General features: G+C 56.7%; 19 protein-coding genes. 4 read left to right on the plus strand and 15 right to left on the minus strand.

The genetic code is table 11. The features are described from left to right. Positions 1–505: 505 nt before the first annotated feature. The 6 genes from AB8996_RS04700 to AB8996_RS04725 form a co-directional block, all read right to left on the minus strand. On the minus strand, positions 506–2242 hold the full coding sequence (locus AB8996_RS04700; protein WP_369297816.1) for an NADH-dependent [FeFe] hydrogenase, group A6: 1737 nt from the start codon (positions 2240–2242) through the stop codon (positions 506–508). 18 nt (positions 2243–2260) lie between these two features. After that, positions 2261–4051: an NADH-quinone oxidoreductase subunit NuoF gene (nuoF, locus tag AB8996_RS04705; protein ID WP_369297817.1), complete on the minus strand. Its 1791-nt coding sequence runs from the start codon at positions 4049–4051 to the stop codon at positions 2261–2263. 13 nt (positions 4052–4064) lie between these two features. Next, positions 4065–4430 (minus strand): ferredoxin, encoded by a 366-nt coding sequence (locus tag AB8996_RS04710; protein WP_369297818.1) that lies wholly within the window; start codon positions 4428–4430, stop codon positions 4065–4067. 34 nt (positions 4431–4464) lie between these two features. Next, positions 4465–5031, minus strand: coding sequence for an ATP-binding protein (locus AB8996_RS04715; RefSeq protein WP_369297819.1), 567 nt, complete (start codon positions 5029–5031; stop codon positions 4465–4467). A gap of 3 nt (positions 5032–5034) precedes the next feature. Next, complete coding sequence (gene nuoE / locus AB8996_RS04720; protein ID WP_369297820.1) at positions 5035–5532, minus strand: NADH-quinone oxidoreductase subunit NuoE; 498 nt, start codon at positions 5530–5532, stop codon at positions 5035–5037. Between the two features lie 251 nt (positions 5533–5783). Further along, entirely contained in the window at positions 5784–6137 is a 354-nt protein-coding gene (locus AB8996_RS04725) for a DRTGG domain-containing protein (protein ID WP_369297821.1), read from the minus strand. A gap of 347 nt (positions 6138–6484) precedes the next feature. Here AB8996_RS04725 and serC point away from each other — a divergent pair, with 347 nt between their 5' ends. Beyond that, complete coding sequence (serC, locus tag AB8996_RS04730; protein ID WP_369297822.1) at positions 6485–7570, plus strand: 3-phosphoserine/phosphohydroxythreonine transaminase; 1086 nt, start codon at positions 6485–6487, stop codon at positions 7568–7570. A 1-nt stretch (position 7571) separates the two neighbouring features. Next, positions 7572–8738, plus strand: coding sequence for a 3-phosphoglycerate dehydrogenase family protein (locus tag AB8996_RS04735; RefSeq protein WP_369297823.1), 1167 nt, complete (start codon positions 7572–7574; stop codon positions 8736–8738). A 137-nt stretch (positions 8739–8875) separates the two neighbouring features. Here AB8996_RS04735 and AB8996_RS04740 read toward each other — a convergent pair whose 3' ends face one another. Continuing rightward, positions 8876–9679 carry an SDR family NAD(P)-dependent oxidoreductase gene (locus AB8996_RS04740; RefSeq protein WP_369297824.1) on the minus strand — a complete coding sequence of 268 codons (804 nt, stop codon included), beginning with the start codon at positions 9677–9679 and terminating at the stop codon, positions 8876–8878. 133 nt (positions 9680–9812) lie between these two features. Continuing rightward, positions 9813–10892 (minus strand): hypothetical protein, encoded by a 1080-nt coding sequence (locus AB8996_RS04745; protein WP_369297825.1) that lies wholly within the window; start codon positions 10890–10892, stop codon positions 9813–9815. 181 nt (positions 10893–11073) lie between these two features. Here AB8996_RS04745 and AB8996_RS04750 point away from each other — a divergent pair, with 181 nt between their 5' ends. Beyond that, on the plus strand, positions 11074–12705 hold the full coding sequence (locus tag AB8996_RS04750; protein WP_369297826.1) for an S-layer homology domain-containing protein: 1632 nt from the start codon (positions 11074–11076) through the stop codon (positions 12703–12705). Between the two features lie 96 nt (positions 12706–12801). Here the strand turns inward: AB8996_RS04750 and nagA are convergent, their stop codons facing one another. The 5 genes from nagA to AB8996_RS04775 all read right to left on the minus strand — a co-directional run bounded on the left by nagA (position 12802) and on the right by AB8996_RS04775 (position 19671). Continuing rightward, positions 12802–13926, minus strand: coding sequence for an N-acetylglucosamine-6-phosphate deacetylase (nagA, locus tag AB8996_RS04755; protein WP_369297827.1), 1125 nt, complete (start codon positions 13924–13926; stop codon positions 12802–12804). 35 nt (positions 13927–13961) lie between these two features. After that, the gene (locus tag AB8996_RS04760) at positions 13962–14144 is read right to left on the minus strand and encodes a pro-sigmaK processing inhibitor BofA family protein (protein WP_369297828.1); all 183 of its coding nucleotides are present in this window, start codon (positions 14142–14144) and stop codon (positions 13962–13964) included. Between the two features lie 89 nt (positions 14145–14233). Continuing rightward, positions 14234–16465: a ribonuclease R gene (rnr, locus tag AB8996_RS04765; protein ID WP_369297829.1), complete on the minus strand. Its 2232-nt coding sequence runs from the start codon at positions 16463–16465 to the stop codon at positions 14234–14236. 11 nt (positions 16466–16476) lie between these two features. Then, entirely contained in the window at positions 16477–17862 is a 1386-nt protein-coding gene (gene murD / locus AB8996_RS04770; RefSeq protein ID WP_369297830.1) for a UDP-N-acetylmuramoyl-L-alanine--D-glutamate ligase, read from the minus strand. Between the two features lie 21 nt (positions 17863–17883). Then, positions 17884–19671 carry an ABC transporter ATP-binding protein gene (locus tag AB8996_RS04775; RefSeq protein ID WP_369297831.1) on the minus strand — a complete coding sequence of 596 codons (1788 nt, stop codon included), beginning with the start codon at positions 19669–19671 and terminating at the stop codon, positions 17884–17886. 209 nt (positions 19672–19880) lie between these two features. Here AB8996_RS04775 and AB8996_RS04780 point away from each other — a divergent pair, with 209 nt between their 5' ends. Continuing rightward, positions 19881–20831 carry a D-2-hydroxyacid dehydrogenase gene (locus AB8996_RS04780; RefSeq protein WP_369297832.1) on the plus strand — a complete coding sequence of 317 codons (951 nt, stop codon included), beginning with the start codon at positions 19881–19883 and terminating at the stop codon, positions 20829–20831. A gap of 328 nt (positions 20832–21159) precedes the next feature. Here the strand turns inward: AB8996_RS04780 and AB8996_RS04785 are convergent, their stop codons facing one another. Both AB8996_RS04785 and AB8996_RS04790 read right to left on the minus strand, forming a co-directional pair. Next, positions 21160–21327, minus strand: a complete 168-nt coding sequence (locus AB8996_RS04785; protein ID WP_369297833.1) for a hypothetical protein — start codon at positions 21325–21327, stop codon at positions 21160–21162. A 103-nt stretch (positions 21328–21430) separates the two neighbouring features. Next, positions 21431–22615 carry an FprA family A-type flavoprotein gene (locus AB8996_RS04790; protein ID WP_369297834.1) on the minus strand — a complete coding sequence of 395 codons (1185 nt, stop codon included), beginning with the start codon at positions 22613–22615 and terminating at the stop codon, positions 21431–21433. Between the last annotated feature and the right edge of the window lie 344 nt (positions 22616–22959).

Genomic DNA, 22959 nt, shown 5'->3' on the forward strand with positions numbered 1-22959 from the left:
CTGGGCGGGCAACTTCAAATTTATAGTATCCGCTGCCCTTTGCGGATATTATACCACACCTGCGGTGAGCGCTCGTGAAGCTTCCTTGTGCAAAGAAAACCCGTGCGACCCAACCGCAGCAATTCTTGTGCCCTTACGCCCTTTCTAACATCTAGCTTCCAGAATCCAGCATCTATTATACCATAAGCACGGAACGTGCGTTGGTATAATGTGCCATCGTTCTCGCCTGTCGGCTCGGTCGGCGATAAACGGTTGCTGTGCCCCAGTGGGGCACGTTCAGCAATGTCTGAAGCGGCAGCTGAGTTCTCCACCGGAGACCATCGCCCGTCTGAGCAAAGCGAAAAACTGGGCGGGCAACTTCAAATTTATAATATCCGCTGCCCTTTGCGGATATTATACCGAAAAGAGGGACGCAGGTCAAGGTTTCGCCCTGCTTTTGGGAGCGCAAAAAATCTCCCTGCCGGAACGGCAGGGAGATTTGAAAATGGAGCTTATTATAGAATTTTTACACGCCGCGCTTTACATAGGAGGTGTGCAGAAGCTCATGCGCCTTATGGCTGCCGGGCTCGCCCAGGAACTCCTCGTAGCACTTCTTGACCACGGGGTTTTCGTGGCTCTTGCGCAGGGGCATGGCTTTGTCCTGATCGTACAGCGCTTTAGCGCGCAGCGCCTTGATATCCGTGGTGCTGCGAACGGTAGAGGACTGAATGGGCTGACCGCCGCCGTTGACGCAGCCGCCGGGACAGCACATGACTTCGATGAAGTGGTAATCCGCTTCGCCGGAACGGACCTTTTGCAGCAGGGCGTCCGCATTGGCAAGCCCGCTGACTACCGCCACCTTCACGTCCATACCGGCTACCTTGTACACCGCTTCCTTAAAGCCCTCCGTGCCCCGGATTTCGTGATACTCCACGGAATCCACAGACTTGCCCTCCAGCCAGTCGGCGGCAGTGCGCAGGGCGGCTTCCATCACGCCGCCGGTAGCGCCGAAGATCACCGCCGCGCCGGTGGACACGCCCATAGCTTCGTCAAATTTCTCCTCCGGGAGACGGTCGAAATTCAGCTGCGCCCGCTTGATGAGCCTTGCAAGCTCTCTGGTGGTCAGGCTGATATCCACATCGGGAACACCTGCGGCGCTTTCGTCGTCCCGCCGGATCTCAAATTTCTTCGCCGTACAGGGCATGACGGACACGGACACGATATCCTTGGGGTCGATGCCCTCTTTCTGGGCATACCATGTCTTAATCAGCGCGCCGGTCATGTTCTGGGGAGATTTGCAGGTGGAAAGATTGTCGATCAGGTCGGGATAATAATGCTCGCAGAACTTGACCCAGCCGGGAGAGCAGGAGGTGATGATGGGCAGCTTCCCACCGTTTTTCACCCGGGTGATGAACTCGTTCGCTTCCTCCATGATGGTCATATCCGCGCCGAAATCGGTGTCAAACACCTTGTCAAATCCCAAACGGCGCAGAGCGGCGACCATTTTGCCCTCTACATTGGTGCCGATGGGCAGACCAAATTCTTCTCCCAGCGCCGCGCGGACGGCGGGAGCGGTCTGGACGATGACGGTTTTCGCGGGGTCGTTCAGGGCGTCCAAAACGTCCTGAATGCTGTCCTTTTCAGTCAGCGCCCCGGTGGGACAGCTGACAATGCACTGCCCGCAGGCAACGCAGGAAACATCGCTCAGGGGTTGCTCAAAGGCACAGCCGATCTGGGTGTCGAAGCCGCGGTTATTGGCGCCGATGACGGACACGTGCTGGTTCTGGCACGCCGCCACACAGCGGCGGCAGAGGATACATTTGGCGTTGTTGCGCTCCAGATACAGGGTGGACATATCCTTGTCCCCGGCAGGCAGCGCCCCGGAGAAGCGCTCGTCCTCCTCAATGCCCATATCGTTGCAGAGCTTTTGCAGCTCACAGTTTCCGCTGCGCTCACAGGTCAGGCATTTCCGCTCGTGAACGGAGAGCAGCAGCTCCAGCGTCATACGGCGGGATTCCTGCACCTTGGGAGTGTTGGTGAACACCTCCATGCCGTCGTTTACGGGGTATACGCACGCCGCCACCAGAGAGCGGGCTCCCTTGACCTCGACCATGCACATACGGCAGGCGCCGATCTGGTTTATGTCCTTCAAATAGCAAAGGGTCGGAATGTCGATCCCGGCAAAGCGGGCAGCTTCCAGAATGGTGGAATCCGCCGGCACCTCATAGGGAACGCCGTTGATTTTTACAGTGACCAGTTCCATGCTCTTCTCACTCCTCTCTTATTTCTTTACCACGGCGCCGAACTTGCACTTCTCCATACAGACGCCGCACTTGATGCACTTCTCGGTGTCGATCACATGGGTCTCCTTCACCGCGCCGCTGATCGCGCCCACAGGGCAGTTCCTGGCGCAGAGGGTGCAGCCCTTGCACTTTTCGGGATCGATTGTATAATTGGTCAGTGCCTTGCAGGCGCCGGCAGGGCAGCGGTGCTCCAGCACATGTGCCTCATACTCGTCCCGATAATATTTCAGGGTGGAAAGCACCGGGTTGGGGGCTGTCTGCCCCAGACCGCACAGGGAGTTTTCCTTGATGTAATAGCAGAGCTCCTCCATCTTGTCCAGGTCTTCCATGGTGCCGTTGCCGGAGGTGATCTTATTGAGGATCTCCAGCAGCCGCTTGGTACCCACGCGGCAGGGCGTGCACTTACCGCAGGATTCGTCCACGGTGAACTCCAGGAAGAACTTGGCAATATCAACCATACAGGTGGTCTCGTCCATGACGATCAGACCGCCGGAGCCCATCATGGAGCCAATGGCGATCAGGTTATCATAGTCGATGGGGGTGTCGATCAGCCGAGCGGGAATGCAGCCGCCGGAGGGTCCGCCCGTCTGGGCAGCCTTGAACTGGTGGTTGCCGGGGACGCCGCCGCCGATATCGTCTACCACTTCCCGCAGGGTGGTGCCCATGGGCACTTCCACCAAGCCGGTGTTGGTGATCTTTCCGCCCAAAGCAAAGACTTTAGTGCCGGGCGACTTCTCCGTGCCGATGGAGCGGAACCAGTCCGCGCCCTTCAAAATGATCTGCGGAATGTTGGCGTAGGTCTCCACATTATTCAGCACGGTGGGCTTGCCGAACAGACCCTTCAGCGCCGGGAAGGGCGGGCGGACACGGGGCTCGCCGCGCTTGCCCTCGATGGAGGTCATCAAAGCGGTCTCTTCGCCGCAGACGAAGGCGCCTGCGCCCAGGCGAATGCCGATGTCGAAATCAAAGCCGGAGTTGAAAATGTTCTTGCCCAGCAGGCCGCGCTCCCGCGCCTGCCCAATGGCGATCTCCAGCCGCTTGACGGCGATGGGATATTCGGCGCGGATATAGATGTAGCCCTGGGTCGCGCCGATGGCATAGCCGGCGATCGCCATGGCTTCCAGCACGCTGTGGGGGTCGCCCTCCAGAACGGAACGATCCATGAATGCGCCGGGGTCGCCTTCGTCGGCGTTGCAGCAGGCATATTTCTGGTCGGCTTCATTGGCTGCTGCAAATTTCCACTTCAAGCCCGTGGGGAAACCGGCGCCGCCTCTGCCCCGCAAGCCGGAAGCCAGCATGGTGTCTATCACGTCCTGAGGGGTCATTTCCGTCAGGACCTTGCCCAGCGCGGCGTAACCGTCGCGGGCGATGTACTCTTCGATATTTTCCGGGTCGATCACGCCGCAGTTGCGCAGGGCGACGCGGTGCTGCTTGGAATAGAACCGGGTCTCGTTCAGGGACTTGATACTGCCGTCCTCCTGAACAGTCTCCTGGTACAAAAGGCGCTTGACAATACGCCCCTTGACCAGATGCTCGGAAACGATCTCCGGGATATCCTCCGGGGTGATACGGCTGTAGAACGCGCCCTCGGGATAGACGATCATGATGGGACCTAACGCGCACAAGCCAAAGCAGCCGGTACGGATCACGTTGACCTCTTCTTCCAGGTTCTGTGCCTTGATCTCCGCTTTCAGCGTTTCGATGATCTTTTCACTGTTGGAGGAGGTACAGCCCGTTCCTCCGCAGACCAATACGTTTGAACGATACATTGCTTTCCCTCCTTTATTTTGCGCCAATGGTGTATTCCGTGACCACCCTGCCGCCTATAATGTGCTCGGCGATCACTTTTGCTGCCCGTTCCGGGGTCATGTTGCCGTAGACGGTCTTCCCGGTAGCGGGGGTGGTGACCTCCACGGTGGGCTCAAAGGCGCACAGCCCCATGCAGCCCGTTTGGGTGATCACGATATCCGTGATGCCCTGCCTGGCGGCTTCCTGCACAAAGGCGTTCAAAACGTCCTTTGCCCCTGCCGCAATGCCGCATGTCGCCATGCCTACCAGGACCCTTGTTTCCGATTCTCCGTTTTCCCGCAGCGCAAGAGAACCCCTTACCCGCTCCTTTACGGCTTGCAGTTCCTCTAACGATTTCATGCTGTATCTTCCTTTCCTGCTGATTTTTCGCTTTCTATTTTCTGTCCGCCAGCTGCTCAGTCCGCCTGGAAAGCCATTCTTCAATGGGAACGGACGCCGCCGGGTTACTCAAAGGCAGGCGGTCCCCCAAAATATCCCGCAAAGTCCGGCGGTCCAGGCAAAAGCGCTTCTCCGTTCCGCTTTTCTCCCGGCGGGCTCTTACAAAAGTAAAGTCCGTTTCCGGGTTGCAGCAAAGCAAAAGCCTTATCACACCGTTTACATCGCCCACAGGCGGCAGATCCACGCTGTGCAGAGAAAATTCCGCTGTGACCGCCGTCCCATTGTTTTCCTGGGAAATAACGGTCAGGCTGCCCCCCGTTCTCTTTGCCTCCTCCCGAAGCAGAGAAAGCCCCAGCCCGGTAAGCTTTCCCGGTCTGGTGGTATAGAATGGGTCGGCTGCCCGCGCGGTCTGCTCCGCTGTCATGCCCCTGCCGTTATCGGCGACGCGCAGGACCAATGTGCCGTTAAAAAAATCTTCCCGGAGCTCTACGGAAATTTTATCCGCACCGGCGGCAAGCGCGTTCTGCGCCAGGTCCATCACGTTCTGAGCCAGCTCGCGCATGGATCATTCCATGTACTTCGCCAGAATACCGTCGATCTCCTCCGGCACAAGGCGACCATAAACGTCTTCGTTCACCGTCATGACCGGGGCAAGACCGCAAGCGCCGATACAGCGGCAGGCTGTGAGAGAAAACGCACCGTCCTCCGTGCATTCCTCCGGCTGAATACCCAGCTTCTGGGTGATCTTATCCAGCACCTTGTCCGCGCCCTTGACATAGCAGGCGGTCCCCAGGCAGACGGAAATGTGATTGCGCCCCTTGGGCGTCAGGGAGAACTGGGAATAGAACGTGGACACACCGTAGACCTCCTCCAGCGAGACCCCCAGCCCATCGGCAATCTTTTTCTGCACCTCCATGGGCAGATAGCCGTAGATATCCTGCGCCTGATGGAGCGCGGGCATGACGGCGCCCGCCTGCCCTTTCAGGCTTTCGATCACGGCGTCGAGCTTCTTTGCCTGTTCCGGGGTATCATGGAACGGCAGAGAACTGATACGTTTTTGCATTGCGTTTCCTCCTTCATATCTGCTTACCCTGATAGAATCAGTCGCTTTTGGACGAAGATTGCCCAATAATATGTTTATAATACTCGTGTTTCGTCGATTTATAGTTCTTCCTAGGAACTAAAACTGTCAAATTGACAATTTTATGCTGTTTTTCTCATGCTTTTCTGTAAATAAATACAAAAATATTGATATAAAAATATCAATTGCCTGTTTTGAGAGAACAAGACAGACAATTGACCGCTAAAAACAGATCAGTGATTTTCTGCCGACAGTCCGGTCAGGGCCTCATAAACGGCGGCCGCTGCTTCATATAAATTTTCTTTGCAGGAGTACAGCGGGACGCCCCGCTGCTCCGCCTGACGCAGAGCAGCCTCGTCTGGCCGGACGTTTCCCGCCAGCACCATGGCAGAGAATTTTGTTTGAACTGCCACGGCAAGGGCGGTGTCCGAATTCTGCACCGTAAGCCAGACCTGCCCCGGTCTCCCGTGGGACATGACCCAGCTCAAAAGGTCCCCCGCAAAGCAGCCTTCCACCTCTTTCTCCGCCCCGCTGCTTCCCGCCAGCAGCTTCCAGCCAAGTTCATTTGCCAAATCCTGTACGGTCATGTACTTTGTCCCCCTTACATAATATGCGTCCCATATGCCCTAATAGATGTTAGATGTTAGACGTTAGATGTTAGAAAGGGCGTAAGGGCACAGTAACTGCTATCGCCCGACCATAAGCAGTTATCTGATCTATAGCCCTTTTCCAGCGTCAGTCTCTCATATCCAGCATCCAGTATAGCATACTTTTTTCTTTGCGCAAAATTTTGTTTTTTGCAAAAAATGCAAGTTATGACTGACAATATTTCAATTTCTCAAAAATAATCCTTGCCTTTTTTGCCGGGCAGAGGTATAATAATCGAAATCACTTCATTAAGGTAAACCAATAAAACCCACAGGAGGTCATTGCCATGTCACGTGTTTACAATTTCTCCGCAGGTCCTTCCATGCTGCCGGAAGCCGTTTTGCAAAGAGCGGCAGCCGAGATATCAGATTATAACGAAAGCGGGCAGAGCGTGATGGAAATGTCCCATCGCTCCAAGGTGTACGATGAGATCTTCCAGTCCGCTAAGGCGCTGCTGCGGGAGGTCATGGAGATCCCGGACAATTATCAGATCCTGTTCCTGCAGGGCGGCGCTTCCTCTCAATTCGCCATGGTGCCGCTGAATCTGATGACCGGCTCCGGCAAGGCGGATTATGTCCTTTCCGGGCAGTTCTCCACCAAGGCTTACAAGGAAGCCAGCCGGTACGGGGACTGCAAGGCGGTGGCTTCCTCCAAGGACGACAATTTCTCCCATATCCCCGCGCTGGACAAAGCGGAGTTCCGCCCCGACGCGGACTATTTCCACATCTGTATGAACAATACCATTTACGGCACCGTGTGGCACGAGCTGCCGGAAACCGGGAACGTACCGCTGGTGGCGGATATCTCCTCCTGCATTTTGAGCCGCCCGCTGGACGTATCGAAGTTCGGGCTGCTGTATGCGGGCGCGCAGAAAAACGTCGCCCCGGCGGGCTTGACCATCGTCATCATTCGGGACGATCTGATTGGGGAGCCTATGGAGCAGACCCCCACCATGTTCCAGTATAAGGTCATGGCGGAAAACGATTCCATGTACAACACCCCGCCCTGCTGGTCCATTTATATGTGCAAGCTGGTGCTGGAATGGCTGCGGGACGACATTGGCGGCTTAAAAGCCATGGAAGCGCGGAACATCAAAAAAGCCGGGCTGCTCTACGATTTCCTGGATTCTTCCACCCTGTTCAAGCCCTGCGCGGAAAAAGACAGCCGCTCCCTGATGAACGTGACCTTCGTCACGGGAGACCCGGAGCTGGACGCGCAGTTCGTCAAGGAAAGCGCGGCGGCAGGGTTCGTGAATTTGAAGGGGCACCGCAGCGTAGGCGGCATGCGGGCTTCTATCTATAACGCCATGCCGGTAGAGGGCGTGGAAAAGCTGGTGGAGTTCATGAAGGAATTTGAAGGAAGGGTGAAATAATATGTTCCAGATCAAGTGCCTGAATAAAATCAGCCCGCTGGGGCTGGAGAAGCTGGGCGAGGGCTATACCGTTTCGGAAAACGTGGAGAACCCGGAGGGCATTCTGGTGCGCTCCGCTTCCATGCACGAGATGCAAAGGAATGAAGCTTTGCTGGCAATTGCCCGCGCCGGAGCGGGGGTCAACAACATTCCCGTGGAAGCCTGCACAGAGCAGGGCATTGTGGTGTTCAACACTCCCGGTGCAAACGCGAACGCCGTAAAAGAGCTGGTGCTCTGCGCGTTGTTCCTCACCTCCCGGAAGATCGTAGCTTCCTCCGATTGGGTAAAAACGCTGAAGGGACAGGGCGCAGAAGTCGGCAAGCTGGTGGAAAAGGGAAAAAGCGCCTTTGCAGGACCTGAGATCCAGGGAAAGACCCTGGGCGTTGTGGGGCTGGGCGCCATCGGGATACTGGTGGCAAACGCCGCGGAGCAGCTGGGTATGACCGTATACGGCTACGACCCCTTTTTGTCGGTAGACTCCGCCTGGCGGCTTTCCAGCGCCGTGCGGCACGCCACTTCTTTTGATGAAATTTGCGCCAACTGCGACTATATCACCCTCCACCTGCCCCTGACCCCGGAGACCAAAGGCATGATCGGCAGGGACGCCATTGCCAAAATGAAGGACGGGGCAAGAGTTTTGAACTTTGCCCGGGGCGACCTGGCAGATTCCGCCGCCGTGCTGGAAGCGCTGGGAAGCGGGAAGCTTTCCGCCTATGCCACAGATTTCCCCGACGACGACATGATCGGCGCGGAAAATGTTATCGCCCTCCCCCATCTCGGCGCTTCCACGCCGGAAAGTGAAGAAAACTGCGCCGTCATGGCGGCGGAACAGCTCCGGGATTATCTGGAAACCGGGAATATCCGCAATTCCGTCAATCTGCCCGCCGTTTCCATGGCGAGAGAGCCGGGCACCGCGCGGGTCTGCCTGATCCATCGGAACATTCCCAACACCATTGCCGTGCTGGCTGCCGCCTGCGGCAAGACCGGCGTCAACATCGAAAATATGCAGAGCAAATCAAAAGGCGAGTACGCCTACACCATTCTGGACGTTTCCGGGGAACTAACTGCGGAAGCCGTGGAGAGCCTGAAAGCGCTGGAGCCCATCATTCGGTGCAGGGTCATTCGGTAACGGCTTCGGATTTTTCCGGGCGGCTGACCCGGTTTTTAAAAAACAGGCGCACAGAAAAGCCCCTTGCCAACACTGGCAAGGGGCTTTTGTTCGTTTATCTGCCTGCAATCACGCAGCAGCCCTGGCACCCGATGAAATCACCAGGTACGGGAACCCATGGAACGGAACTGGGCGACCGTAGGGGCATGGGAATTCATGCCGCCGTCCACGGTAATGATCTGCCCGCTGACATAGGCGCTTTCGTCAGAGCCGAAATACACGCAGGCATGACCGATATCCTCAGGGCAGCCATAGCGGTTCACCATGATGTTGCTGAGGAAGATGTCCTTCAGCGCCTGAGGTACGTGAGCGTCATTCTCCGGGGTAACGATCAGACCCGGACGGATACAGTTGCAGCGGACATTGTCCTTGCCATATTGCAGCGCCACGGACTTGGTGAGCATATCTACACCTGCCTTGGCGCTGGCATAGGCGGTAGACCCCAGGTCGCCGCCGCAGGAAGCCATGGAGCCGATATTGATGATGGAGCCGCCCCGGGCGTCCTTCCGCATATGGGGCAGCACGCACTTCGTGACATAGAAGGTGCCGCGCATATCGCTCTGGAAAATAGCGTCCCACATTTCGATGGTCAGCTCGTCAACACGACCGTCCTTCAGCGCTACGTTGGCGGCGTTGTTCACCAGAATGTCGATATGACCGTAGGCTTCGGCGGTATCCTCCACCAGCTTTTCAATGCTGGCAGTGTCGGTAATGTCCATCACATGGAAGGACGCCTTGCCCCCTTCCGCAGTGATCCTGTCCACCACAGCCTGCCCTTTTTCCGCCCTGCGGCCGCAGACAACGACCTGCGCGCCCTCGGCGGCATAAAGCCTGGCAATTCCGATGCCGATACCACTGGTAGAGCCTGTGACGATAGCAACCTTGTTTTCCAACCTGTTCATGGCAAAGACCTCTCCTTTTCCAGAAAAATTTTTTATTCCCATTTTGATAAATGGCACACAAATGATACACACGGAACATCCGCGGGGAACCACTGCAATTTTGTACAACTCCCTTGGGGAATGACCCGCCGGCTTATTCTTCCGTTTTGTCTTCGGGGGCGGCTTCCGGCTGAACAGGCGCTACAGGCTCTGCGGGAATTTCCTGCTGAGCAGGCACTGCAGGCTCAATAGGCTGCCGGACCGGCTCGGCAGGGACGGCAGGCTGTACGGGGTTGGGCGCTACAGGCTGCTGGGGGTAGCCGGGCTGAACAGGCTGGACGGGATAAACGGGCTGCACCGCGGGGAATGCCACAATGCTCATTTCCTTGCGCAGCTGACCGAGACACACGGCGAGCAGGATCGTACAGACCGCCGAAGCCAGCGTGGCAACACCGCTTACAAAGGAGGTAAACAGCCCTACCAAGCCGGAAATGCAGCTGAGAACAGCGCCGATCCACATCAACGTGGTCAGGAACCGGGAGATACGGTACTCGGGAACGCCGGTCATGGCGCTGGTCTTAATGCGGTTGATCGTTCTGACAATGCTGGCATAATAGGCGATCATCAGCGCAAAAACGGCGGCACAGAGAATCACGACAAACACAAGACCCGCCGTTGCCCCGGCAGCATAGCTGGAATAATAGGAATCACTGCTGAAGGCGGCAGCCCCGGCAAAAATGAGGACAAAGCAGGCAACCACAAAAATTGCCGCAACGATACACAGGAGCACCAGCGTGATGATGGAGATGACCTTGCAGATGGTGAGCCCGGCGGTGGAAATATTGCCGGAGGCCGTGCTGCGGCAGGTCGCCCATGTGATCCACATGCCAACGGCGATCAGAATGCTGGGGATCAGACCGAGAATGGCACCAAAAGCGGTAGCGCCGGAAGAAGCGTCCATCATGGAATAGTAGACAGACGGGGGAAGGCTTTCGCCGTAGCTTTCCATGAAGCTATAGGCATAATACGGAATGGCAGAGCCCGCTGTGATACTGGAGATAAAGGTCAGCACCAGCGTGACGGAATAGAGGATCACCGCCGTCAGGAAAAGCGGAGAAGACCCAATTTTTTTGATGACGTTTACTGCGGGATTGCTGGACAGCATGGGCGTTCCAACCGAGCAGGGGCACACGGTACCGTCCGGGATTTCCCGACCGCATTTAGGACAAATCATAATACACCCTCCAAAAATTTTTGATGTGCTCTTATTCTACAGGAAAAGTCTGAAAAATGCAAGCTGTTTCCTCTCTCCCCCTTTCTTTGAAATTTTCCTCTACAAATTCCCTCTTTTCGGTAGACTTTTTTCCAGAAAAATGATATATTATGTAAAGTTGAAAAATGGAGGAACCTGCTGCATGAAAAAGAAAAAAGTCAAATTTTTAGGGCTGCTGTCAGCATTGGCACTGTTCTGCACCATGTTGTCCCAGCCGGCGATGGCGGCAAATTTCACCGACGTGCCGGGAAATATCTGGTACAGAAGCTATGTATATGATCTAGTCGGCAAAGGTATTATGCAGGGCAAGGGAGACGGGCGCTTCGACCCTGACGGGAAGTTTTCCCGGGCGGAGATGGTCGCCATCATGGCACGGTCCGCGCTGACGGAGGCAGAGCTGCGCCAGTATGAATTCCAGGGCGATTTTAAGGACGTGACCGTGAAGCACTGGGCGTACCGCTACATCAACTGGGCGGCGGAAGCCGGCGTGGTCAACGGCTGCGGCGACGGCACCTTCCAGCCCAACCGTCCTGTTTCCCGGCAGGATATGGCGGTGATGCTGGTGAATTTCTCCAGGGCTACCGGCAGGCAGATCACCTCCACCCGCCCCCCGGTCAATTTTACGGACGGCGGCTCCATCGCGAAATATGCCGCCGCCAGCGTCAGCGCCTGCCAGCGGGCGGGTGTGATCACCGGCAGCGACAGCGGCGCGTTTATGCCCAAAGACACGGCCAGCAGAGCGCAAGCCGCCGCCATGTATTCCCGGTTTTTGACAAACTGCGTGGTGAAGGATTATAAAATCACGAAAAAGCGGGTATTTACCACCCCTGTGCGGGCAGTGGAATTTTCCGGGGACGCCTACAGCCCCCAGCTTGTGATGGGGCATGACAGGGTGACCGGCGGGGAAGCCCCCGGCTCCGTGGTGGAGCGCACCGGGGCAAAGGTCGCCGTCAACGCCGCGTTTTTCGATATGGACTCCTATCTTCCCCTCGGCACGCTGATACAGGACGGGCAGGTGCTTACCGTATGGGACCGGTTTGCCCCGGCACGGTCGGCGCTGGTCAAGGATTCCACGGGGCGGCTTTCCATTCAGAATTTCAGCACCACACACACAATTACGCTGCAAAAGGAGGACGGCAGCGAAAGCGTGCTGCAGGGCGTTACTGTAAACAGAAAACCTGCTACCGCCACTGACGGCACCCGTATTTTATTCACCCGAAAATGGGGCAGGACGCTGGGCTTTCCCGCCAAGGACGCCGTAGTGCTTGACGAAGAGGGAGTGATCCTTGCCATTTACCACGATGTGGACGTGGAGCTTCCCGAAACTGGTTATGTGCTGGCACAGCGCTCCCGCAGGCAGTATGAGGGGGATTTCTTTGATTCCTGCGCGGTAGGCATGACGGTAGACATTGAACGGGAATACGAGGGCGCCCAGACCCAGGACATTGTGATGTCCATTGGCGCAGGACCCCGGCTGGTAAAGGACGGGCAGGTCTACGGCGGGCTGGAGACCTACCGGGCGGAGGGCTTTTCCGACCCCACTATCTCTACCTACAGCGCCCTGCGGGTGTGCCTGGGGCTGAAAGCGGACGGGAGCATCGTCATCGTTTCCGCCTATGCCACGCTGCCGCAGATGTCCAAGATCATGGTGAGCTTCGGCTGCCGGGACGCCATCAATTTTGACGGCGGCGGCTCTACCAACCTCTATGTGGACGGGCAGTGGCTCCGGGGTCCGCAGGACAGACCGCTGAACAGTATCCTGATTTTCAAATAAGATTTCTCCTCTGGCAAAAAGCGGCGGGTCGTTTTGACCCGCCGCTTTTTATGTTCAAAACGCCCTTTCTAACAACTAACAACTGAAAGCTAACAACTATTCGTGGTAGACCGCCACGATATCCAGCTTGTCGTCCAGCACCACCAGATCGGCGCGCTTGCCCGGCTCGATACTGCCGAGCTCCTGTTCCAGCCCGATGGAACGGGCGGGGATCAGGGTCGCCGCTTTCACTGCGGTTTCAAAGGGAATGCCGAAGCTGACAAGGTTCTTTACCTCCTGGTGGAGGTTGGTCACAGAGCCGGCGATGGTGCCGTCTTCCAGAGTGGCTTTGCCGTTTCGCACCGTGACCATCTGCCCGCCCAGATCAAAGGCTTCCCCCTCCGGGAGACCGTTTGCCCGCATGGAATCGCTGATGACCAGCGCCCTGTCCCCCAGCTGGCGGAAGGCAGTGCGGAGGACCGCCGGGTGAAGGTGAAGACCGTCGCAGATGATTTCCGCCAGAACGCGGTCGTCATCGAACACCGCGCCCACTACGCCGGGGCTGCGGTGGCTCAGCCCGGACATGGCGTTAAAAAGGTGGGTGGCGTGGGTCACGCCGCAGTCAAAGGATTTCTTCGCTTCCTCATAATTTGCGGTGGTATGGGCGATGGATACGGCGCAGAGCCTGCTTGCTTCTTTGGCAAATTCATAGCCGCCGGGCTGCTCCGGGGCAAGAGCGATCAGCTTGACGATGCCGCCGGAAAGCTCGTAAAAATGGCGGAACAGCTCCATATCGGGGGCAAGAATGGCTTCTTCCCTCTGGGCGCCCTTTTTCTCCTTTGAGATAAAGGGACCTTCCATATTGACGCCCACTACCCTGGCGCCGTCCTCACAGGGGGCGTCCATGCATTTCCTGGCGGAAAGCAGCGCCTTTTCGATGATCTCCCGGTCGGTGGTCATGGTCGTAGGACAGAAGGAGGTGACGCCGTGCCGGATCAGGAACTGCGCCATGGTATCAATGGCTTCCCGGGTGCCGTCGCAGGTGTCCGCGCCGCCGCAGCCGTGAATGTGCACGTCTACGAACCCGGGAACGATGGTGTAGCCCTGACAGTCGACGACGGTATCCTCCGGCTGATAGGAAAGAGACTCCCCCACCGCCTTGATCCTGCCGTTTTCCAGCTCCAGATCGCCCTGCACCAGACGGAAATCCTTGTCCAAATACTTCGCGTGAATCAGAAACATAGCTCTCTCCCTTTCAACTTCCGATTATTTTGAATTTACAGTATCGTATTCAGCACCACCATCAGCGTGACCCCCGGAATGCCCAAAAGCCCGGACGCTGCCACGCTGAGACGGCTGATCGGCAGCGCCACCCCGGTATAGGGGGCGGTCAGGTTCAAAAGCGCCATGGCGGCAAAGCCCAAAAGGGCGGAAATCAGGAAATTTTTCATGGGATACATTCCTTTCTTTTTGTGAAAGCACAGTGTGGAAAGCGCAGCTTTTTTCTCACTGGTTATCCTTATGAAAGGTCTGTCCCGGTTATGCGTTCTCAGGCTTCCTGGGGAACAAAATCAATGCGCCCGGTGGCAACGTCCGCCCCGGCGACGATGATCCCGATCTCCTCCCCCATGACCAGCACCCTGCCGGAACGCAGGTCGTGGTGAGCGATCTCGCCGTCAAATTCAAAATCGGCGTTCTCAAAATCGTTCAGGCTCACAAAGCCCTCGGCGTTGTTTTGCAGCTTTACGAAAATGCCCTTGGGCGTGACGCCGCTGATGATCCCCACATGGCGCTCGCCCAAATGCGCCCGCATATATTCGGCGGTGTAGCAGTCCTCCGCCGCGCGCTCCCCGGTGACGGCGCGGATCTCGTTCTGCGAGGACTGCAGTGCCGATTCCCCGGCAAAGGTCTTATAGCGCTTTGTAATGGTTTCCTTGCTTTCCCCCGCCGCCAGATCGCTTAAAATGCGGTGAATGGAGGTGTCGGGGTAACGGCGGATAGGCGAGGTAAAGTGGCTGTACTCTCCCAGCGCCAGACCAAAATGCCCCAGCTCACGGTCGGCGTAACGGGCTTTTTCCATGGTGCGCAGGATACGCTGGTTCACAAGGGATTCCCTGCTTCCCCCCTTGACGCGCTCCAGCACGGTGGAAAAATCCGCTGCGGTGGGGTTCCCCTTTTTCAGTTCGCCGCAGGCGATGCCCAGCCTGTCCAGCAGCTCGTACAACTCCTCTACCCGGTCGGGCCTGGGCTTTTCGTGAATGCGGTACAGGAAGGGTATCCCAGCGTCCAGCGCCGTTTTGGCGGCGGCGATGTTGGCGGAAATCATCATCTGCTCCACCAGCTCCTCCGCTTCCCCTGTGGTGCGGGGCAGCAGGTCGATACACACGCCGTTTTCGTCCAGCACAAATTTTGTCTCGTCGCTGGAAAGGTCCATCTCCCCGCGGCACTGGGCGTTGCGCTTCAAAATATCCGCCAGCTCCTTCGCCGCTTCCAGGCTTTCCCTGACCGGGGCGTACTTGTCCAGCAGATCTTGGGACGCTTTGCCCGCCAAAATTTCATTGACCTCGGAATACACGCCGCGCACCTTGGAATGAATGACGGTCTTACGGAACAGATAATCGGTCATGTTGCCGTGGCTGTCGAAATCCATCAGGGCGGAAAAGGTCAGCTTGTCCATGCCGGCGTTCAGGGAACAGGCGCCGTTGGACAGCGCTTCCGGCAGCATGGGGATCACCCGGTCCGCAAAATAGACGGAGGTGCCCCGGAGGAAGGCTTCCCGGTCAATGGCGCTGCCCGCTTTGACATAGTGGGACACATCGGCGATATGGACGCCCAGCGTGTAGCCGTCCGCAGTTTTTCGGACAGAAATGGCGTCGTCCAAATCCTTTGCGTCGGCGCTGTCGATGGTAAATACAGGCTCGTCCCGCAGATCCAGACGGCTGTCGATATCCTTTTGGGTAACGGGCAGGTCGGCGACCGCCTCCGCTTCCGCCAGCACCTCTGGCGGAAATTCGGTGGGAATGCCGCAGCGCTCGATAATGGCATCGGCGCAGACCCTGGCGCGGTCCCCGCTGCCGAACACAGACTGCACCTCGGCGGTGCGCCATTCTCCCCTGCCGTCACATTTGGGGAGGATCAGCACCTTGTCCCCGTCCTTCGCGCCGTGCAGATGGGTGGGAGAAATCTCCATGTCGTAGCGTATCGCGCCGTCGGGCGTGACCCGCGCGCCGTCCGCGTCGATGTGCACCGTGCCCGTGACGAACGCGGTGCTGTGGGACAGTATCCTCTTTATTCTGGCGCTGGGACCCTTGTCCCCCTTGCGTAAATCTGTCAGCAGCACCTCGTCGCCCACAAAAGCCCCTTGCAAAGCCGCACCGGGAATAAAGATATCCTCCGTGCCGATTTTCGGCTTGGCAAAGCCGAACCGCTCGGACAGTGCCACCAGAGTGGCGACCACGTCCCCGGTGTGAGGGACCAGCTTGACCCAATGGTCCTTGTCCACAGTGATCTCACCCAGCTCTTCCAGCTTGTGAAGGGCTTCGTAAAAGTCATTTTTCTCCCGAATGCCCGCTTCCCGCATCAGCGACTTGGAGGGGACGCCGTTGCCGCCGCAGCGCTTCAGCGCCGCCACGATGAGCTTTTCCTCCAGGGTGCTTGCCGCGCTGGGCAGCTCGTAGGGCTCCTCCCGGTTCCTGCTGCCGCCGAACGCGGCATTATGATAGCTCCTGCTCATGGAGCCCTGGTTCTGATAGTGCCTTGTACTTCCGTTTCTTCTCTCCATATTTCTCCTTTTTACTTCCTTTTCTCTGGCAGGTCGCTAATCAGGGCTTTGAAATGCCTGCCCCTTACTTCAAAATTGGGATAGAGGTCAAAGGCTGCGGAGGCTGGGGACAGGGACACGATATCTCCCGGCTCTCCCACGCTCTGTGCCGCGTTGACCGCTTCCTCCATGGTGGCTGCGTGAAGGACCTGCGGCTCGCCCTCTTTGTAATTTGCGGCGTTCTTCACCGCTTCCTCTATTTTCGGTCCCGTATCGCCCATGACGATCAGGGTCTTCACTTTTTCGCAGATCACAGGTCCCAGCGGGTCATAGGGGATATGCTTGTCATAGCCGCCGCAGATCAGAATGATTTTCTGAGGATACAGCGACAGCGTGCCGGAAATCGTCCTGGTGGGCGAGCTTGCAATGGAATCGTTATAGTATTTCACGCCGGAGACCTCCCGGACAAATTCCGCCCGGTGCTCCACGCCGCCAAAGGTTTTCGCCACGGACAAAACCGCCTCCGGGGAAACGTCTCCCCAAACAGCGCCGATGGCCGCCATATAGTTTTCCACATTGTGCCAGCCGGGCAGCTTGATGTCGGAAACCGCCAGCAGGCGCTCCCCCTGGACAAAAATCGCTTCCCCATCGCACCACACGCCGCGCTCAGGGCGCCGCTTCCTGCTGAAAAGCCACGTGTCGCCCCGGGTCTCATCGGCAAAGCCTGCGGTGATGTCGTTGTCCCCGTTCAAAACAGTGCGGGACAGGGCGCTCTGGTGCAGAAAAATATTTTTCTTGGCGTCGATATATTCCTGCATATCCTTGTGCATATCCAGATGGTTGGGAGACAGGTTGGTGACGACCGCCACATCGGGGCTTTCCCGCATGGAGATCAGCTGGAAGCTGGACAGCTCCACCACGGCACAGTCCGTTTCGGACACGGTCTCGATCTCCGGCAGCAGGGGCTTGCCGATATTGCCGCCCAGATGGACGGTTTTTCCCTGCGCTTTCAGAAATTCGGACAGGATCGTGGTGGTGGTGGTTTTGCCGTCGCTGCCTGTCACGGCGTAAATTTTGCAGGGGCAAAGCTCGAAAAACAGCTCCATCTCGCTGGTGACGGCAGAGCCGCGCTTCCGGGCGGCGGTGAGCTCCGGCAGGTAGTATTTCATGCCGGGGGTGCGGAAAATCATGTCTTCGTGCAGGTCCTGCAAGTACCCGTCCCCAAGGATCAGCTTCACGCCCTGCTTTTGCAGCTTCTCCCCGGTTTCGCCCAGCTCGGATAAGCTGCGCCTGTCCCTGGCAGAGACGATGGCACCTTTCTGCCGGAACAGGTCGATGAGCGGCAAATGGCTGCGCCCGATACCGCAGAAGGTAACGGACTTTCCAGGAAGCTCCCGGAAAAATTGTTCTTTCGTCATGTGGTCACACTTCCAATCCACTTAATTTTCTAAGGTTGTCCCCGCTTCGCCGTCCTCCGCATAGCTGTTATAGAGACGATAATAAATCCCCTGCTTTGCCATCAGCTCCTGATGGGTGCCCTTTTCCTCAATGCCCTGATCGGTGAGCACCAGAATAACGGTGGCATTCTTGATGGTAGTCAGGCGGTGGGCGATGGTGAAGGTGGTGCGCCCCTTCGCCAGCTTTTCCAAAGACTCCTGTACGATCTTCTCGCTTTCGTTGTCCAGGGCGCTGGTGGCTTCGTCCAAAATCAAAATGGGAGGGTTCTTGAGGAAAGCGCGGGCAATGCTGATGCGCTGCTTCTGACCGCCGGAAAGCTTGACGCCCCGCTCGCCCACGTAAGTATCATACCCTTTAGACAGCCCCAGTATAAATTCATGGGCGCCGGCGCGCTTCGCCGCTTCGATCACTTCTTCCCGGGAAGCGCCGGGCTTGCCGTATTCGATGTTCTGGAACACGCTGCCGGAGAACAGGTACACGTCCTGCTGGACAAAGCCGATCTGCGAACGGAGGGATTTCAGCGTCACCTCGCGGACGTCCTGCCCGTCTATCAAAATTCTGCCGCCGGTCACATCGTAGAACCGGGGGATCAAATTGCAAAGGGTGGTCTTCCCTCCGCCGGAGGGACCGACCAGCGCCACGTTCTCCCCCGCGTTCACATGGAGGTTGATTTCCGACAGCACCTCCTTGCCGTCGTCGGTGTAGCTGAAGCTCACGTCTTCAAAGGTCACGTCGCCCTGCTTGATCTCCAGCGGCTTCGCGCCCTCTTCGTCGAAGATATCCACATCGGCGTCCATGACCTGGAAGAACCGCTCGATCCCTGTCATGCCCTGCTGGAACTGCTCCGCGAACTGCACCAGCTGGCGAATGGAGGTGATGAGCGTTCCCACATACATCATATACGCCACCAGGTCGGCGGGCTGTATCTGACCGTTCATCAGGAACAGCGCGCCTACCAGCAGCACCAGGAAGTGCATCAGCCCGTCGAAAATGCGGTTGGAGGCTTCAAAGCCACCCATATAAAAATACCGCTTGCGCTTGATGTTGTAGAACACCCGGTTGCCGTTTTCAAATTTTTCCGTTTCCAGCGCTTCATTGGCAAAGGACTTCACCACGCGGACGCCCAATAGGCTGTCCTCCACCTGCGCGTTGATTTCGCCGATCTGCTTCCGCTGGCTGCGGAACTGGTCCCTCATTTTCAGGTTGAACCACGCAGCCGCCAGCACCATAAAGGGCACTACGGAGAAGACGATGAGAGTCAAAGGCACGTTGACCCCGCAGAGGATCGTAAAAGCGCCGATGATCTTGATCGCCGCCATGAACAGTTCTTCCGGGCAGTGATGGGCAAATTCCGTCACATCGAACAGGTCGGTGGTGATACGGGACATGATCTGCCCCACCTTGGTGTTGTCAAAATAGTGGAAGGACAGCTTTTGCAGATGGGCAAACAGGTCGGAGCGCATATCCGTTTCCATTTTCGTGCCCATGATGTGCCCAATGGAAGCGCGGAAAAACGTTGCCCCGGCGTCCACAAGGCACAAAAACAGGTACAGCGCGCCGATCTTCAGCACGATCTGCAGGGTCAGCGCCGCCAGATCGTTGATGCCCATATCGGTGATATAGCGCACCAGAAGGGGCAGGACCAGCTCGCATACGGTGGTCAGCGCCGCACAGAACAGGTCGAAAACCAGCACCACCCAGTATTTCTTAAAATACGGCAAAAACCGGCGGATCAGTCCCTTTCTTTTGTTTTTCTTTTTCTGTTCCACAGAGAACCACTCTCCCTTTCTTCATACAGAGAAAATTATGCCACAAATGGGCGGGAGAATCAACCTTTTTCTTTTGCGGAACATCTTTTCAAAACCTGTTGTACGGTTCCGGCGCCGCAAGGGGCATCCTTTCGGGCGCCTGTTCCAAGGTTGCATTTTTCTCCGTTCCGCCTTATACTAAAGGAAAAAGACAGAAAGAGGGAGTTTTCATGAACATCGTGATCCTGGACGGCGGCACCACCAATCCCGGAGACGTTTCCTGGGACGCCATTTCCGCCCTGGGAAGCCTCACCGTGTACGACAGCACCCTGCCGGAGCAGGTGATTTCCCGCGGCAGGGACGCGGAAGCGCTTATCATCAACCGCATTGCGCTGACGCGGGAGACCCTTTCCCAGCTGCCGAAGCTCCGCTTTATCGGAATGCTGGCTACGGGCTACAATACTGTGGACACAGCCGCGGCGCGGGAGCTTGGCATCGAGGTGTGCAACGTGCCCTTTTACTGCGTGGAAATGGTGGCGCAGCAGGCGTTTACCCTGCTGCTTTCCCTGTGCGGGAACGTCCATCGGTACAGTGAAAAGGTCCGGGCGGGTAAGTGGCAGGAGGCGGTCGCCATGAATTACCGGGAATACCCCCTGTTCGAGCTGTACGGCAAGACGCTGGGCATTGTGGGCTACGGCAGCATCGGCAGGTGCATGGCGAAGCTGGGGCTGGCGCTGGGCATGGATATCCTCCTGTACAGCCGCACAAAAAAGGAAGCGCCGGAGGGCTGCCGCTGGGTCGGGCTGGACGACCTGTTTGCACAAAGCGATGTGGTGACGCTGCACTGTCCCCTGAATGAAAGCACTGCGGGACTTGTGAACGCGCGGCTTCTTTCCCTGATGAAGCCCACCGCGCTGCTCATCAACACCTCCCGCGGCGGCGTGGTAGACAGCGCCGCTTTGGCGGACGCGCTGAACAGCGGCAGGCTTGCCGGCGCAGGCGTGGACGTGATGGCGCAGGAGCCGCCCGTAGCAGACGACCCGCTGCTGACGGCAAAAAACTGCGTGATCTCCCCCCACATTTCCTGGGCTTCCAAGGAGGCAAGGGAACGGCTCATTGGCGTGGTGGCGGAAAACCTGCGGGCGTTCCAGAACGGAAAGCCCCAGAACGTAGTAAACTGAACCTGTAGCAAAAAAGAAGGAAGCGGACTGGAAAAACCAGTCCGCTTCCTTCTTTTGGGGAGGAGTTTTCTTGAAAATCGCAGCTTGCGCTGCAAACTTGTAAGCTTTATTGTGGTTTAAGTATAGCGTATCTTTGTGAAAAAGTCAACAAGATCACGCAGAATCTACATTTTACATAATTCCGATTCCATCGAAAAAAGCAAAATTATCAAATTGGTGCAATAAAACAGCCTGTTTTCGGCAAATGAAAGTATTTTTTCGGAATTTTGGCAATTTTTCAAAAAGTAAAAACAGGGCAGGTTCTTTTTAAGAACCTGCCCTGTTCCTGCTATTCGGGCGCCTTTTCCCCCAGCACGTTTTTGCAGTAGCTTTCCAGCTGCTCCCGCGTGGTCATGGCGACACCGCTCTGGGTAAGCTGTTCCTGCAACAGCTTTGGGAGGGAATCAAAATATTCCCTGGCGCTTTGCTCCATGTTGTCCAATTCCTGTTTCCGCATTTCTGCCGCTTCCTTTCTCATAAAGAAATGATACCGGCAGTATGCCCCAAAAGCGCCGAAAACATACGCCGGGCAGGAATTATGAAGAAATGCGCGGCATTTTTTAGCCCTTGACCTTTGCGGCAAAGTCCTCTCCAAAGGCTTTGCACTGGGCAAGCTCGTCCTCGCTGGGCTTGAAGCGCAGGCGCAGACCGTCGCTCACCTTCATTTTCAGCTGCTGCAGCCGCTGGGTCAGGTTGGGGACTGCTTCTCCCGTCCAGCCATAGGAGCCGAAAGCCGCCGCCTGCTTGCCGCCGTGAATGGTGGGCAGCATGGTGGTGGTCAGATCGTAAATGGGTTTCAGGGCATCGCTCAAAATGGTGGGAGAGCCTAAAAGAATGCCGTCCGCATGGAGCAGGTCGGCAGGAAGGCCGGCGCAGTCGTCCGTGACCAGATCATAGGCATGGACGTCCACGCCGGAAGCGCTGATCGCGTCGCCGATAGTCTTTGCCATAGCGGCGGTATAGCCGTAGGCGCTGACATAGGCAATCACCACGGTCTTGTTGGGATTGGGATTTTCCACCTTATTCCAGGCGCGGTAGGTCTGGAACAGCTCCTTGAGGCCGGTATCGTGAACGGGACCGTGACCGGGGCATATCATGTCTATTTCCATGCCCTCCACCCTGTCCAGCGCCTTGTTCATAAAGGGCTTGAAGGGACCCAGGATATTGTCAAAATAATATTTGGAAGCCCGCTGGTAGCCCTCCTCGTTTTCCACCTTACTGCGGAGAATGCCCTCGCAGCAATAGTGGGAGCCGAAGGAATCGCAGGTAAAGAGGACCTTGTCTTCAGGCAGGTAGGTGTACATGGTGTCCGGCCAGTGGAGGTTGGGGACGATCAGAAAGCGCAGGGTCTTACCGCCCAGGTCCAACTCCTCCCCCTCCTTCACCGCATGGGACTGGAAGGGCTTGTTCATGATCTGGCTCAGGAAATTGATGGCGCCGGTGGTGCCCACCACCTCGATGCTGGGATTCAGCTCCAATAATTTAGCGGCGCTGCCGGCATGATCCGGCTCGGTGTGATCCACGATCAGGTAGTCGATATCTCCGATATCGGTAACTGCCTGCACCTTTGCAAGATATTCGTCGCAGAATTTTGCCTTTGCGGTTTCGATCAGCGCTGTTTTCTCTGTGCCCTTCACCACATAAGCATTATAGGTGGTGCCAAACTCCGTTTCCATAATGATGTCGAACACCCGCAGGTCACGGTCGAGAATGCCTGTCCAAAAAATACCCGGTTTCAGTTCCATAGCGTTTCTTCCTTTCACAAATCGTTCTGAGCAGGAAAGTTTTTCCACTTTCCGTAAAGCTTATTTTATATCATTTCCCGTTTTCTGTCTACTATAAGTTTTCTGAAAAATGGGAAGCCTGCCGATTCTGTCGAATCTCTTACAAATGCGGCGCACCCCCTTGTCAACATTTTCACATTCTGATATAGTGATTGCACAGCAATCACTACGGAGAAGGTCTGAGGTGCGAAGCACCTCTCTTTTCTCGCAAGCTCGAAAAGCATCAACCTTCTCCAAGCAGTTTGCGCCTTTGGCGCTTATGGTATAATGATCGCAGAGCGATCATCACGGAGAACCCCTGAACC

This window comes from uncultured Neglectibacter sp. (genome assembly GCA_937958185.1).
Taxonomy (GTDB): Bacteria; Bacillota; Clostridia; order Oscillospirales; family Acutalibacteraceae; genus Acutalibacter.

Excerpts from the sequence above, each read along its gene's own strand:
- AB8996_RS04700 (WP_369297816.1), bottom strand. The coding sequence starts at position 2,242 with ATGGAACTGGTCACTGTAAAAATCAACGGCGTTCCCTATGAGGTGCCG.
- nuoF (WP_369297817.1), bottom strand. The coding sequence starts at position 4,051 with ATGTATCGTTCAAACGTATTGGTCTGCGGAGGAACGGGCTGTACCTCC.
- AB8996_RS04710 (WP_369297818.1), bottom strand. The coding sequence starts at position 4,430 with ATGAAATCGTTAGAGGAACTGCAAGCCGTAAAGGAGCGGGTAAGGGGT.
- AB8996_RS04715 (WP_369297819.1), bottom strand. The coding sequence starts at position 5,031 with ATGCGCGAGCTGGCTCAGAACGTGATGGACCTGGCGCAGAACGCGCTT.
- nuoE (WP_369297820.1), bottom strand. The coding sequence starts at position 5,532 with ATGCAAAAACGTATCAGTTCTCTGCCGTTCCATGATACCCCGGAACAG.
- AB8996_RS04725 (WP_369297821.1), bottom strand. The coding sequence starts at position 6,137 with ATGACCGTACAGGATTTGGCAAATGAACTTGGCTGGAAGCTGCTGGCG.
- serC (WP_369297822.1), top strand. The coding sequence starts at position 6,485 with ATGTCACGTGTTTACAATTTCTCCGCAGGTCCTTCCATGCTGCCGGAA.
- AB8996_RS04735 (WP_369297823.1), top strand. The coding sequence starts at position 7,572 with ATGTTCCAGATCAAGTGCCTGAATAAAATCAGCCCGCTGGGGCTGGAG.
- AB8996_RS04740 (WP_369297824.1), bottom strand. The coding sequence starts at position 9,679 with ATGAACAGGTTGGAAAACAAGGTTGCTATCGTCACAGGCTCTACCAGT.
- AB8996_RS04745 (WP_369297825.1), bottom strand. The coding sequence starts at position 10,892 with ATGATTTGTCCTAAATGCGGTCGGGAAATCCCGGACGGTACCGTGTGC.
- AB8996_RS04750 (WP_369297826.1), top strand. The coding sequence starts at position 11,074 with ATGAAAAAGAAAAAAGTCAAATTTTTAGGGCTGCTGTCAGCATTGGCA.
- nagA (WP_369297827.1), bottom strand. The coding sequence starts at position 13,926 with ATGTTTCTGATTCACGCGAAGTATTTGGACAAGGATTTCCGTCTGGTG.
- AB8996_RS04760 (WP_369297828.1), bottom strand. The coding sequence starts at position 14,144 with ATGTATCCCATGAAAAATTTCCTGATTTCCGCCCTTTTGGGCTTTGCC.
- rnr (WP_369297829.1), bottom strand. The coding sequence starts at position 16,465 with ATGGAGAGAAGAAACGGAAGTACAAGGCACTATCAGAACCAGGGCTCC.
- murD (WP_369297830.1), bottom strand. The coding sequence starts at position 17,862 with ATGACGAAAGAACAATTTTTCCGGGAGCTTCCTGGAAAGTCCGTTACC.
- AB8996_RS04780 (WP_369297832.1), top strand. The coding sequence starts at position 19,881 with ATGAACATCGTGATCCTGGACGGCGGCACCACCAATCCCGGAGACGTT.
- AB8996_RS04785 (WP_369297833.1), bottom strand. The coding sequence starts at position 21,327 with ATGCGGAAACAGGAATTGGACAACATGGAGCAAAGCGCCAGGGAATAT.
- AB8996_RS04790 (WP_369297834.1), bottom strand. The coding sequence starts at position 22,615 with ATGGAACTGAAACCGGGTATTTTTTGGACAGGCATTCTCGACCGTGAC.